The following is a 13,125-nucleotide window of genomic DNA, read 5'->3' as shown; positions in this document are numbered from 1 at the left end:
TCCCGCCAGCCGGAACAGGGTTACAGACGCGCGCCGCTCGACGGCTCGAAGAAGGTCACCTTGTCGAGATCGAATTCCAGATCCAGTAACGCGCCGGAATTCGCCTGCGTCTCCGCATGCAACCGCGCGGTGATCTGACGCCCACCCATATGGGTCGTGACATAGGTATCGGCACCCGCAGGCTCGACCATATCCACAAGAATCTGAGCGCGCTGGACCGCACTTCCCGCGCGGTAGCCTGCCTCGGCCAGATCCTCTGGACGGACCCCCATGAGCACATCGGTGGGCAGATCGGCACGCGGCACGTTCAGGATAATCGGCTCCATCCCGTCGCGGGCAATCTCGACTTGCGCCCCGTTACCGTTGGACCACGTCTTTGCAGGGATCAGATTCATCGGCGGGCTGCCCATGAAATCGGCCACAAAGGTGTTGGCGGGATGGTTATAGATCTCGGCCGGCGTCCCGATCTGCTGGATCACGCCGCCCTTCATGACCACGATCTTGGTGGCCAGCGTCATCGCCTCGATCTGGTCATGGGTCACATAGACCATCGACGCGCCAAGCCGTTGATGCAGTTTCTTGATTTCCGAGCGCATCTCGACGCGGAGTTTCGCATCGAGGTTCGATAGCGGCTCGTCGAAGAGGAACAGTGCCGGATCGCGCACCAGCGCACGTCCCATTGCAACCCGCTGGCGCTGACCGCCCGACAATTGCCCCGGACGGCGTTTGAGCAGCTGTTCGATCTGCAGCTGTTTCGCCACCTCGGCCAGCTTGCGATCCTGCTCGTCTTGCGGGATACCGCGCACCTTCATACCGAAGGTAATGTTCTTGGCCACCGACATGGTCGGATAGAGCGCATAGCTCTGGAACACCATCGCGATGTCGCGGTCTTTCGGGCTGACATGGGTCATGTCGCGCCCGTCGATCTCGACCGTGCCTCCCGAGATGTCCTCGAGACCGGCGATGCAGTTCAGCAGCGTGGACTTGCCGCAACCTGACGGTCCGACCAGCACGAGGAAGTCGCCCTTTTCGATGGAGACGTTGATATCCTTCAGGATTTCGGTCGCGCCATAGCTTTTGCGCAGATGTTTGATGTCAAGGATAGGAGCCATGAGATCAGCCTTTCACGGAACCGGCGGTCAGCCCGCGGATGAAATATTTGCCAGCGACGATATAGACGAGGAGCGTCGGCAGGCCCGCGATGATCGCAGCCGCCATATCCACATTATATTCTTTCACACCGGTGGTAGAGTTGACGATATTGTTCAGCGCCACGGTCACCGGCTGGCTGCCCGCCGAGCTGAAGGAGACCCCGAAGAGGAAGTCGTTCCAGATCTGGGTGAACTGCCAGATGATCGTCACCACGCAGATCGGCAGCGAGAGCGGCAGGAAGATCGACCAGAAGATGCGGAAGAACCCTGCCCCGTCGATCTTGGCCGCGCGCACCAGCTCGTGCGGAATGGTGACATAGTAATTGCGGAAGAACAGCGTGGTGAAGCCCAGACCGTAGATCGTATGCACGAAGATCAGCCCCGGAATGGTGCCGGCCATGCCGAAAATGCCCAGCATCCGCGCCATCGGCAGCAGCACGACCTGAAACGGGATGAAGCAGCCGAACAGCAGGAAGGCGAAGAACAGGTTCGCGCCCTTGAAGCGCCATTGGGCAAAGACATAGCCGTTCATCGCGCCGATCAGCGTCGAGATCAGCACGCCGGGCACCGAGATCAGGATGGAGTTCCAGAAGAAGGGTTTCAGCCCCTCGCACTGGATACCGGTGCAGGCGCCCGACCAGGCCTTGGACCATGCGTCGAAGGTGATCTCGCGCGGCAGGGCCACCAAGGATCCGGTGCGGATTTCCTCGAGGCTTTTCAGCGAGGTGGTCACCATCACGAAGAGCGGCAGCAGGTAGTAGAGCGCAAAGACACAGAGCATCGCATACAGCGCCCAACGCAGAACACGACGCCCGATCAGCGAGCCCGAGGAGCGGGTGAGTGGCATATCAGTCATGTTTCGCCCTCAATTCCGAATAGAGATAGGGAACCACGATGGCAAAGACGACGCCCATCATGACCATGGCGCTCGAGGCCGCCTGCCCCAGATCGCCGCGCGAGAAGGCCATCGCATACATGTAGGTCGCGGGCAGATCCGTCGCATAGCCCGGACCGCCGCCGGTCAGCGCGATGACCAGATCGAAGCTCTTGATGGCCAGATGCGCCAGCACGATGAAGGCCGAGAGGAAGATCGGTGCCATTGAGGGAATGATGATCGCGGTATAGACACGCCATGTGGGAATGCCATCCACCTGAGCGGCCTTGATGATCTCGCCATCGACCGAACGCAGCCCCGCAAGGAACAGCGCCATCACGAAGCCCGAGGCCTGCCAGATCGCCGCCAGCACGATGGTATAGAGCGCCATCTTGGGATCGATCAGCCAGTCGAATTTGAAATTCGGGAAGCCCCAGCCCTGCACCATCGCCTGAATACCCAGACCGGGGTTCAGTATCCATTTCCAGGCCGTGCCGGTGACGATCATCGAGAGCGCCATCGGATACAGGTAGATCGTGCGCAAAGCGCCTTCGATGCGGATCTTCTGGTCGAGGAAGATCGCCAGCATCAGCCCCAGCACCATCGAGATGATGATGAACAGCGCGCCGAAGATGAAGAGATTGTTGAACGCCGTATCCCAGCGCGGGTTCGAGAACAGCCTGTCATACTGGATCAGCCCGTCGATTTCATAGCGCGGCATCAGCTTCGAGCGGGTAAGCGACACCCAAGCGGTCCAAGCGATGAAACCATAAACGAACAGCAGCACCGCGAAGAAGGTCGGCGCAAGCACGATCTTTGGGACATGGCGGGAAAGCCAGTCGGTCATAAGAGTGGTCCTGAGAGTTTGGGGCCGCCCCGCAGGGCAGAGCGGCCATCGTAATCGTCAGATTACATCGAGTTGGCGACGGCGTCGGCCAGCATCTTCACGGCATCATCCGAGGACATATCCGAGTTGAAATGCGCGGTGACGACATCGAGGATCGCGCCCGATTGCCCGCCATGCAGCGCCATACCATGCGCCATCGAGGGCAGAAGCGAGCCCGCCTCGCCATCGGCCTTCATATCGGCGGCCGATTTCTTGGCACAATCATCGAACTTGTCCAGGCTGACATCGGTGCGGACCGGAATGGAGCCCTTGTTGAGGTTGAAGGTTTCCTGGAAGGAGGGGCCGACGATCAGCTCTGCCAGCAGATCCTGACCTTCTTTCTTGTCCTCGCCATCCACCTTGAACATCGCGAAGCTGTCGACGTTATAGAGGAAGCCCGCATCCCCCGGGGTCGGTGCACAGACGAAATCGACGCCCGGCTCCTTGCCTGCGGCCAGGAACTCGCCCTTCGCCCAGTCCCCCATGATCTGGAAAGCGGCCTCGCCATTCATGACCATCGCGGTGGCAAGGTTCCAGTCACGACCCGAGAAATTGTCATCGACATAACCGCGCAGGGTGCGCATCTCGTCAAAGACCGATTTCATCGTATCCGAGCTCAGCGCATCCGGATCCAGATCGACCAGCGCCTTCTGGTAGAAATCGGCACCACCGATGCCAAGCACAACCGTCTCGAAGATGGTCGCGTCCTGCCAGGCCTGACCGCCATGGGCCAAAGGCGTGATCCCTGCGGCTTTCAGCTTGTCGGCGGCGGCATTGAACTCGTCCCAGGTGGTGGGCATCTCGATACCATTGGCCTCGAGGATCGACTTGTTTGCCCAGACCCAGTTCACGCGGTGCACATTGACCGGTGCGGCGCACCAATGGCCGTCGCATTTCATATGCTCGGCAATCTGCGCGGGCAGCACATCGGCCCAGCCCTGCGCATCGGCCACATCCGAGATATCGGCCAGCACGCCTTCATCATACCATTCCTGGATGGCAGGGCCTTTCAGCTGCACGGCGGTCGGCGCATTGCCCGACAGGACACGGGCCCGAAGCGCGCTCATGGCCGCATCGCCACCACCGCCGGCCACCGGCATATCGGTCCAGACGCCGCCACGGTCGGAGAACTGTTTCTGCAGAACGGCCACGGCCTTGGCCTCGCCACCCGACGTCCACCAGTGCAGAACCTCGGCCTGCGGCTCGGCCCACGCGGCCCCTGCGGTCAGGGCAGCAGCAGACAGCGCCGCGAATGCAGTCATATGTTTCATTGGTAATCCTCCCAAATACATGCGCTTCTCCCCAAGCGCATATCGCCCACAGTATAGCGCGACCCTTAATGGTTTGCGCAATGCTGTTAGCGCCCCCCTTCTGCGCTGCGGCACGGGATTCTTGCCCGCTTTGTTACAACTTGTTACCAAGAAGGCCGCATGAGGGAGGAACAACCATGGCGATACCGCATCTTCTGGTCGTCGATGATGATGCCGATATGCAGCAGATGATGGTGACCTTCCTGCAGCGTAACGGATTTGCCGCCCATCCGGCCAGCACCGAGGCCGAGATCCGCGCTCATATGCAGACGCATCGCGTCGATCTGATCCTTCTGGATGTGATGCTGGCCGACGAGAACGGTGTGGAGATCTGCGCCCGTCTGCGCGGCGAGCTGGAGCTGCCGATCATATTGGTCTCGGCGCTGTCGGCGGATCACCAGCGCATGGCGGGCTACGAGGTGGGGGCCGATGACTATATCGCCAAGCCCTTCAACCCCGATCTGCTGATCGCGCGGGTGAAGGCAGTGCTGAGGCGTGTCCGGCGCACTCCTTCGCTCAGCTATCGCCGCTCGAGCGGTATCTGGCATTTTGACGGCTGGCGTTATGACGGGCAGCGTGACGAGGTCCACGCCCCCGACGGCTATCAGGTGATCCTCTCGACCCGCGAGACCGCGCTTTTGAAAACACTACTGGCCAATCCGCGCATCCCGCTCTCGCGCGAGGAGATCGCCGCAGCGCTCAGCGACCAGCCCGATGCCGATGGCGCAGGGCGGGCCATCGATGTGCTGGTCGGGCGGCTCCGCTCGAAGATCGAGCGCAACCCCAAAGCGCCCACGCTTTTGCGCACCGAACGCGGCATCGGCTATGTGCTGGCCTGCGATGTCACCCGCGAGGCGGAATGAGCGCGTTCCGCCATCCCAGCCTGAAGGCCATGTCGGCGTTCTGGATCGTGACGGGGTTTCTGGCCGGTGCGCTGGCAGCGGTGCTCTGGGTGCAGAGCCAGAGCGCATGGCGAGCCCATCTGGCGCAGGCGGATCTGACAGGCCAGCTGCTTTTTGCCGCCATTGAAAGCGGCACCGACAGGCCTCTTGGCCTCGATGCCACCCGCCTGCCCCCCGATCAGGCGCTGCTGGCCGAGGCGGGGCAGTTTCTCTCGCTGGCCGGTGTACCCCGCCCCGCCCGTATCACCCATATCCCCGTCCCCGGCCTCCATCCCACCGGCACCAACGCGCCCCAGACCGTGATCGAGGTGCTGTCGCCCGATCTGACCTACCCGGTCGCGCGGCTGAAAAGCGGGCCGGAAGTCACGGCGGCACAGATGTTCGGGCAGGTCACGAAGCTGCTGGCCACCTATTGCGGCGCCCCCCTCGTGATCATGCGGGCCTCGGACGGGCAATGGTACCGCCTCGAAGGCCATGAAATCTGGAGCTGCGCGGCCACTCCGCGTGACAACCGGCTGCTGGCGCTCGGGCTCGGAGGCTTCGCGCTGCTGGCGCTCCTCATTACCTCGGGGCGCGTGGCGCAGCGGTTTGGCGATTTCGGCACACAGCTGGGCCTGCGCCGGATACAGGGCGGTCCCGATAGTTACGAAAACGAGGGGCCGGCCGAGCTGGCGGCGATCGTCACCGCCGTCAACCAGCATCTGGTGACGGAAAAACAGCGGCTCGCCAAACGGTTGATGGTGCTGTCGGGGGTCAGCCACGATTTGGGCGCACCCGCCACGCGGTTGCGGCTGCGCGCGGCCCTTATCGAGGATGCCCAGCTGCGCGACAGGCTGAGCGCCGATATCGAACGAATGAGCGAAATGATCGACGGGGTATTGGCCTATACCCGCTCGGAGCTGGATATCGAAGCACCGCGCCAACTGAGCCTGAGCGCATTGGTCGAGGCGCTGGCCGATAATTATCGCGATTCCGGCCAGCCCGTCGATCTAGCCCCGATGGCCGAGCTCGAAAGCACCGGCGGACAGACCCTGTTCTCCCGACGGATCGGGCATTTCCATCTGGGCGACAGGCCGGTTCTGGTCACCGCACGGCCAATGGCGCTGCAACGCGCGATCTCTAACCTTGTCGAGAATGCCCTGAAATACGGCCATCGCGCACATCTGCGCCTTGAAGCGGATTCCCGCGAGGCGCGCATCGTCGTCGAGGATGAGGGCGGCACGGCGCGCCCCGAACTGATGGCCGCCCTCACCGTCCCGTTCGAGCGTGGCGGGCAGGACGCGCAGGTTTCGGGCCACGGGCTGGGCCTGACCATTGCCGCAACGGTGGCCGAAAGCCATAATGGCCACCTGGCTTTTGCTCAGGGGCCGCTGGGGCTGCGGGTCACCCTGACGCTCGCACGCGGGGCCTGAGCGGTTGCACACACAGCCGCCTATCCTATATCAGACCTACCAGATACAGTCGGAACGCTTGCCCATGCCCCAACATCTCATCAAACTCTGCGTCGGCGCCGAGAAGGTCGAGGATCTTGCGAATTGGCAGGAGGCGCGCTTTGGCACAGGCCCCGCCGAACACGTCACCCGTATGTGGCCCAAACGTGCCGAAGAGGTGCTGGAGGGCGGTTCGCTCTATTGGGTGTTCAAGGGCGCGGTTCTGGCACGCCAGAAGGTGATCGGGCTGGAGGAGCGCGTGGGGGCCGACGGCATCACCCGCTGCGCCATCGTGCTCGACCGCGAAATCATCCGCACGGAGGCGTTGACCCGCCGTCCCTTCCAGGGCTGGCGCTATCTCAAACCGGAGGATGCGCCCAAAGACCTGCCCGCTGGCCGCACCCGCGAGGATCCTCTGCCGCGCGAGCTGATGAGCGCGCTGGCCGAACTGGGCCTGCGCTAACTCCTGCACAAGATGCGCATTGCCAGCTCGGCAAACTCCCGCTAGCGTTCCGCAAAATGCGGGAGAGACCATGCAGAAATCCTTTGGTGCGCCACTTGGCGATTGGGTTGCCCCTCCTGCTCCGGGACCGGAGCGGATCGAGGGAACGTATATGCGTCTGGAGCGCCTGTCCTCGACCCATACCCATGATCTCTATGCGGCATTGGCCGAAAACCATGACGAGCTGTGGGATTACATGCCGGTCGGCCCATTCCATGCCGAGACCGCTTTTATCCGCTGGATCAATGAGCAGATCGCATCAAAGGACCCGCTATTCTATGCGGTGATCGACCCTGTTACCGGCCATGCCGCGGGAATGCAGAGCTTTTTGCGGATATCGCCCGCCATCGGCACCATCGAACTGGGCTTTATCACACTGGGCGCACAGCTCCAGCGCAGCCGCGCCGCGAGCGAGGGGTTCATCCGCATGATCGAATGGGCTTTCAATGCGGGCTATCGCCGTTTCGAGTGGAAATGCGACGCTTGCAACCTCCCCTCGCGCCGTGCGGCGCAACGGCTGGGCCTCAGCTACGAGGGCACCTTCCGGCAGGCCACCCATTACAAGGGGCGCAACCGCGATACCGCATGGTTTGCCGCCACCGACAAGGACTGGCCCGCCCTGCGTGAGGCCTATTCGGCATGGCTCGACCCCAAGAATTTCGACGCGGAAGGCAACCAGATCGAGAGGCTATCCGATCTGACGCGCCTTGTGCGGGTCTCGTCCGACCCGCAGCTTGCCGGCTAAGATCAGAAGGCGCTGCCCGCCGCCAGACGTTCCTGCACCATACCCGACAGGCGCGAGATATCGGCGCTGGATGGCCCGCCCTCGCGCCCTAGGGCACTCGCGGCGTCCTCGAGCGCATCATCTCGCGCGGACCGGGCCACACCGCTCAGGAACTGGCAGACATAGCCAAGAGAGGCCGCATCCTGCGCGCCTGACAGCACTTCGGCCATAAGGTTGAGATCATCGCGCAGCGCAATCGGATCGGGACTGATCATGGCGTCGTTCAGCGCCATTGGAGTCTTCGGCCGTTCGCTCGGCGGCAGGACAGACAGCACGGCCTGCTGGAAAAGCGCGAGACTTTCCACAGGCTTGGGCAGGAACCCGTCGGCCCCAGCCGCAAGGGCCAGCGCCTCCATCCCCGTATCGCCCGAAGTTCCCAGCACCACCGGCAACGATTGGTCGGAGTTCTTGATTTCGCGGATCAGATCATCGCCACAGCCATCGGGCAGACCCAGATCGACGATCACCACCGAAGGGCGGTAGGTCCGCAGATGGCGATGTGCCGAGCGCAGGCAATCCGCACGGCGGATCCGCGCCCCTGAACGCAAACATAGAAGCCGCATCGCCTCGGATGCGTAACGGCTGTCCTCGACAACCAGAATCGTCAGCCCCAGAAGCGGGCGGGACGCATTTGCGGGGCGCTGGCCGATAAGGCCGGCAAGGTCATCACTCATCTCGGTCTCCACAGTCAGGTGAATCGGCGTCTATAGAGAGTTAAGCCGAGATAGAGTGAACAGTCGGTTAATTTCCCAACGCGATCGAGCAATTGACCCCGCGGCCAAAGGGGTGCAACGTCTCTTTCAGGCGTTTTGCCCATCAGACTGGGCGCAGAGGAGGACGCGGGATGATCGGTCGACTTAACCATGTAGCCATCGCGGTACCCGATCTGGAGGCGGCCAGTGCCCAGTATCGCGGAACGCTCGGCGCCACCGTGGGCGCCCCGCAGGACGAGCCCGATCACGGAGTGACGGTCGTCTTCATCGAACTGCCCAATACCAAGATCGAACTGCTTTATCCGCTGGGGGAGAACAGCCCGATCACCGGCTTTCTGGAGAAGAACCCCTCGGGCGGCATCCACCATATGTGTTTCGAGGTCGAGGACATCCTTGCCGCGCGTGACCGGCTCAAGGCCGAGGGCGCGCGGGTGCTGGGCACGGGCGAGCCGAAGATCGGCGCCCATGGCAAACCCGTCCTGTTCCTGCACCCCAAGGACTTCAACGGTTGCCTGATCGAGCTGGAACAGGTGTGATGGACACCATCGCGGACCTCTTTGCCAGCGGAGCCGAGGTAGACCTGCGCGTGACGCCCAAAGCCTCGCGCAATGCCATCGTGCTGGCCGAGGACGGGTTGCGCGCCTATGTCACCACCGTGCCCGAGGATGGCAAGGCCAATGCCGCCGTCACCAAACTGCTGGCCAAATCGCTAGGCGTGGCCAAATCGCGGTTGACGCTTGTGCGTGGGCAGACCAGCCGCCAGAAGGTCTTTCGGCTGGATTGAGGGAACCTTTTCCCGCGCGCCGTTGTTTCTTGTCCAAATCAACGGAGGAAACGACATGGACCTCATCCGCATCATCTTCGCCATCATCCTGCCGCCACTGGGCGTGTTCCTGCAGGTAGGCCTTGGCAAACATTTCTGGATCAACATCCTGCTGACGATCTTCGGCTATATTCCGGGTATCGTCCACGCCGTCTGGGTGATCGCCCGCGAACCCAAAGCCGCGCATGTGTAAGCTATGAAGCGATAACGAAAAAGGGCCCCGAAACGGGGCCCTTTCCGTATCTGACGCAAGGCTCAGTCCTGCGGGATCACGCGCAGGTTCAGCTCGCGTAGCTGCTCGTTCATCGGCTCCGACGGTGCGCTCATCATCAGATCTTCGGCGCGCTGGTTCATCGGGAACATGATGACCTCGCGGATATTCTGCTCTTCGGCCAGAAGCATCACGATCCGGTCGATACCGGCTGCACAACCACCGTGGGGCGGAGCGCCGTATTTGAATGCCTTGACCATACCGCCAAAGCGCTTCTCAACTTCGTCATGACCATAGCCCGCAATCTCGAAGGCCTTATACATGGTCGCCAGATCGTGGTTCCGGATCGCACCCGAGATCAGCTCGTAGCCGTTGCAGGCAAGGTCATACTGGTAGCCCAGCACCTCGAGCGGATCGCCATCAAGCGCCTCCAGCCCGCCCTGCGGCATCGAGAAGGGGTTGTGGCTGAAGTCGATCTTGCCCTCGTCGTCTTTCTCGTACATCGGGAAATCGACGATCCAGGCGAATTTGAAGCAATCCTTCTGGGTCAGGCCCAGTTCTTCACCGATGACATTGCGGGCACGGCCCGCTACGCCCTCAAAGCTCTCGGGCTTACCACCAAGGAAGAAGGCCGCATCGCCCTCGCCCAGACCCAGCTGGGTGCGGATCGCTTCGGTGCGCTCGGGGCCGATGTTCTTCGCCAGCGGACCGGCGGCCTCGACCGAGCCATCCTCGGCCTTGCGCCAGAAGATATAGCCCATGCCAGGCAGGCCCTGCTCCTGCGCGAATTTGTTCATACGGTCGCAGAACTTGCGCGAGCCGCCGGTCGGCGCGGGGATGGCGCGGATCTCGGTGCCGTCCTGCTCGAGGAGTTTCGCGAAGATCGCGAAGCCCGAGCCTGCGAAATGCTCGGACACGACCTGCATCTCGATCGGGTTGCGCAGGTCGGGCTTGTCGGAGCCGTATTTCAGCAGAGCGTCCTTATAAGCGATCAGCGGCCAGTTGCCGTCAACGGCCTTGCCCTTACCGAACTCCTCGAACACGCCCTGAATGACGGGCTGCACGGCGGCAAACACGTCTTCCTGGCTTACAAAGGACATCTCGACATCGAGCTGGTAGAAATCGGTGGGCGAGCGGTCGGCGCGCGGATCCTCGTCACGGAAGCAGGGCGCGATCTGGAAGTAACGGTCGAAGCCCGCGACCATGATCAGCTGTTTGAACTGCTGCGGCGCCTGCGGCAGCGCGTAGAATTTGCCCGGGTGCAGACGCGAGGGCACGAGGAAGTCGCGCGCGCCTTCGGGGCTCGAGGCGGTGATAATCGGCGTCTGGAATTCGTTGAAGTTTGCGTCCCACATACGGTTCCGCAGGCTGCGCACAACGTTGGAGCGCAGCATCATGTTGTTATGCAGCTTCTCGCGGCGCAGGTCGAGGAAGCGGTAGGTCAGGCGCGTTTCCTCGGGATATTCCTGCTCGCCGAAGACCGGAAGCGGCAGCTCGGCAGCCTCGCCCAGCACTTCGATATCGCGGACATAGACCTCGATCTCGCCAGTCGGGATTTTGGGATTGACGAGCGAGGCATCGCGCAGCTTCACGGTGCCGTCGATACGGATCACCCATTCCGAGCGCACTTTTTCCAGCGCCTTGAAGGCAGGGCTGTCGCCATCGCATAGGACCTGCGTCATGCCGTAATGGTCGCGCAGGTCGATGAACAGCACGCCACCATGATCGCGGACCCGATGCACCCAGCCCGACAGACGGACGGTTTCACCGGCATTGGCTGCGCTCAGACCGGCGCAATTATGGGAACGATAGGCGTGCATGTGGCTTCCCTCAGTGTTTAGGCTCGCGAAATCGGCCCATGAAACATGGGCTTTCAGCTTTGCGCCGATACACATTCTGGGGGCCGGAAAGTCAAGGCCGGAACGCTCCGGAGCCCGCAAAGGGCTGGCTTTAGGCATCCGGTTCCGCGCGTCCTTTGAGCCAGAGCGGCCCGAGCCGCGCTTAAAATTACGTCAAAAGCCGATTTTTTGGCGGTTTGTGCCGATAGGCCCACTGGATTCTGCACCAGCACACAACCCATCCCCTCGATTCATTTCCATAGGGCGCTAACAATTAATTTCAGTTGTTAAGGAAACTGCGGGGAAAATTCATGCCCCGCCGACGGCCGCCCACTCATTCCGGCCATTAACTTGTTTGAGACAGTTAGAGGGGTACGATCATGACGCTTTGGGACCGCATGATGGATCAGATCGTCCGCCACATGATGCATCGTGGCGTTCTGGAAATCACTTACCACGATGGCACCACCCGCCTCTACGGGGATGGCACCGGCAAACCGGTCAGGATACAGATCAAAAGCCCTGATCTGTCGCGCCATATCGTCATGAACCCCGATATGGGTGTGGGCGAAGGCTATATGAACGGCGATTTCACCATCGAGGATGACGATCTTCCGAATTTCCTGAAGACCCTGATCCTCAATCTCAACCGAGAAGGGCTTCCCTGGTTCGAGAAGCCGCTCAATATCCTGCAATTCCTCGGGCGTTCGCTCAGCCAGTTCAATCCGGTCAATCGCGCGCAACAGAATGTCGCCCATCACTACGATCTGTCCGGCAAGCTCTATGACCTTTTCCTCGATGAGGACCGGCAATATAGCTGCGCCTATTTCACCCGCCCCGACATGACGCTGGAAGAGGCGCAATCGGCCAAGAAACACCATATCGCCCGCAAGCTGCGCATCGAACCGGGCATGACCGTGCTCGATATCGGATGTGGCTGGGGGGGCATGGCGCTGACGCTCGCGCGCGATTACGGCGCGAAAGTGGTGGGCGTCACTTTGTCGCGCGAGCAGTTCGGTCTGGCCCGGCGGCGTGTGAAGGAGGCGGGGCTCGAGCATCTGGTCGATATCCGCCTGACCGATTACCGCAAGGTCGAGGAAAAATTCGACCGCATCGTGTCTGTCGGAATGTTCGAGCATGTGGGCGTGCCGCATTATCGCGAATATTTCCGCCATGTGCGCCAGATGCTGAACCCCGAAGGCATCTCGCTCATCCACTTCATCGGTCGGGTCACCCCTCCTGGCACCACTTCGAACTGGATCACAAAATATATCTTCCCGGGTGGTTATTGCCCCGCCATGTCGGAATCCTCGGCCGCCATCGAACACGAGAACCTCGTGGTCTCCGATCTGGAGGTTTGGCGCAACCACTATGCCGAAACCCTCCTGCACTGGCGCAAACGGTTCGAGGCCAACGAGGCCCGCGCCGCAGGCATTTATGACGAGACCTTCACGCGGATGTGGCGTTACTATCTGATCGCATCGGAAATGACCTTCCGCTACGGCGGTCAGGTCGTGTTTCAGTACCAGTTGACCCATAAGGTCGAGGATGCGCCGCTGACCCGTGATTATATGTATGACGCCCCCATCGAGCCGACCCGCGCGGTAGCCCCGTTCACTGCTGCTGCGATGCAGAACGGTCAGGCGCAAGACGCCGAACTCCGGGAGGAGGTTCGTCACGCCGCCGAATGAGACCCCCGTA

14 protein-coding genes are annotated in these 13,125 nt (G+C 61.7%); 8 read left to right on the top strand and 6 right to left on the bottom strand.

What is annotated here, in order from left to right:
• Positions 1-20 precede the first annotated feature (20 nt).
• The 4 genes from VSX56_RS04395 to VSX56_RS04380 form a co-directional block, all read right to left on the bottom strand.
• Positions 21-1,112: an ABC transporter ATP-binding protein gene (locus tag VSX56_RS04395; protein ID WP_339113393.1), complete on the bottom strand. Its 1,092-nt coding sequence runs from the start codon at positions 1,110-1,112 to the stop codon at positions 21-23.
• Positions 1,113-1,116: 4 nt separating this feature from the next.
• Positions 1,117-2,007, bottom strand: coding sequence for a carbohydrate ABC transporter permease (locus tag VSX56_RS04390; RefSeq protein WP_339113394.1), 891 nt, complete (start codon positions 2,005-2,007; stop codon positions 1,117-1,119).
• Entirely contained in the window at positions 2,000-2,872 is an 873-nt protein-coding gene (locus tag VSX56_RS04385; protein ID WP_339113395.1) for a carbohydrate ABC transporter permease, read from the bottom strand. The genes VSX56_RS04390 and VSX56_RS04385 overlap by 8 nt, the downstream gene beginning before the upstream one ends.
• Before the next feature lie 62 nt (positions 2,873-2,934).
• The gene (locus VSX56_RS04380; protein ID WP_350935104.1) at positions 2,935-4,182 is read right to left on the bottom strand and encodes an ABC transporter substrate-binding protein; all 1,248 of its coding nucleotides are present in this window, start codon (positions 4,180-4,182) and stop codon (positions 2,935-2,937) included.
• A gap of 176 nt (positions 4,183-4,358) precedes the next feature.
• Here VSX56_RS04380 and VSX56_RS04375 point away from each other — a divergent pair, with 176 nt between their 5' ends.
• From VSX56_RS04375 to VSX56_RS04360, 4 genes are all read left to right on the top strand, one after another.
• Positions 4,359-5,084, top strand: a complete 726-nt coding sequence (locus VSX56_RS04375; protein WP_350935101.1) for a response regulator transcription factor — start codon at positions 4,359-4,361, stop codon at positions 5,082-5,084.
• Positions 5,081-6,535, top strand: coding sequence for a sensor histidine kinase (locus VSX56_RS04370; RefSeq protein WP_350935099.1), 1,455 nt, complete (start codon positions 5,081-5,083; stop codon positions 6,533-6,535). Before VSX56_RS04375 ends, VSX56_RS04370 begins: the two co-directional genes overlap by 4 nt.
• A 64-nt stretch (positions 6,536-6,599) precedes the next feature.
• A complete protein-coding gene (locus tag VSX56_RS04365; protein WP_339113399.1) occupies positions 6,600-7,016 on the top strand; it encodes a DUF1489 family protein in 417 nt (138 codons plus the stop codon).
• A gap of 70 nt (positions 7,017-7,086) precedes the next feature.
• On the top strand, positions 7,087-7,800 hold the full coding sequence (locus VSX56_RS04360) for a GNAT family N-acetyltransferase (RefSeq protein WP_350935097.1): 714 nt from the start codon (positions 7,087-7,089) through the stop codon (positions 7,798-7,800).
• A 2-nt stretch (positions 7,801-7,802) separates the two neighbouring features.
• On the opposite strand, the gene VSX56_RS04355 is transcribed toward VSX56_RS04360, so the two are convergent.
• Positions 7,803-8,513: a response regulator gene (locus tag VSX56_RS04355; protein ID WP_339113401.1), complete on the bottom strand. Its 711-nt coding sequence runs from the start codon at positions 8,511-8,513 to the stop codon at positions 7,803-7,805.
• A 170-nt stretch (positions 8,514-8,683) separates the two neighbouring features.
• Here VSX56_RS04355 and mce point away from each other — a divergent pair, with 170 nt between their 5' ends.
• The 3 genes from mce to VSX56_RS04340 are packed head-to-tail and all read left to right on the top strand — an operon-like array spanning position 8,684 to position 9,568.
• Positions 8,684-9,088, top strand: coding sequence for a methylmalonyl-CoA epimerase (gene mce / locus VSX56_RS04350; RefSeq protein WP_339113402.1), 405 nt, complete (start codon positions 8,684-8,686; stop codon positions 9,086-9,088).
• Positions 9,088-9,336 (top strand): DUF167 domain-containing protein, encoded by a 249-nt coding sequence (locus VSX56_RS04345; RefSeq protein WP_339113403.1) that lies wholly within the window; start codon positions 9,088-9,090, stop codon positions 9,334-9,336. Before mce ends, VSX56_RS04345 begins: the two co-directional genes overlap by 1 nt.
• Before the next feature lie 55 nt (positions 9,337-9,391).
• Positions 9,392-9,568 (top strand): YqaE/Pmp3 family membrane protein, encoded by a 177-nt coding sequence (locus VSX56_RS04340; RefSeq protein WP_339113404.1) that lies wholly within the window; start codon positions 9,392-9,394, stop codon positions 9,566-9,568.
• A 62-nt stretch (positions 9,569-9,630) separates the two neighbouring features.
• Here the strand turns inward: VSX56_RS04340 and aspS are convergent, their stop codons facing one another.
• Positions 9,631-11,406, bottom strand: coding sequence for an aspartate--tRNA ligase (gene aspS / locus VSX56_RS04335; RefSeq protein WP_339113405.1), 1,776 nt, complete (start codon positions 11,404-11,406; stop codon positions 9,631-9,633).
• A gap of 398 nt (positions 11,407-11,804) precedes the next feature.
• Here aspS and VSX56_RS04330 point away from each other — a divergent pair, with 398 nt between their 5' ends.
• The gene (locus tag VSX56_RS04330) at positions 11,805-13,115 is read left to right on the top strand and encodes a class I SAM-dependent methyltransferase (RefSeq protein WP_339113406.1); all 1,311 of its coding nucleotides are present in this window, start codon (positions 11,805-11,807) and stop codon (positions 13,113-13,115) included.
• Positions 13,116-13,125 lie beyond the last annotated feature (10 nt).

Source organism: Thioclava kandeliae, assembly GCF_040297545.1.
GTDB lineage: Bacteria > Pseudomonadota > Alphaproteobacteria > Rhodobacterales > Rhodobacteraceae > Thioclava > Thioclava kandeliae.
This window is presented reverse-complemented; position numbering and strand designations above follow the sequence as displayed.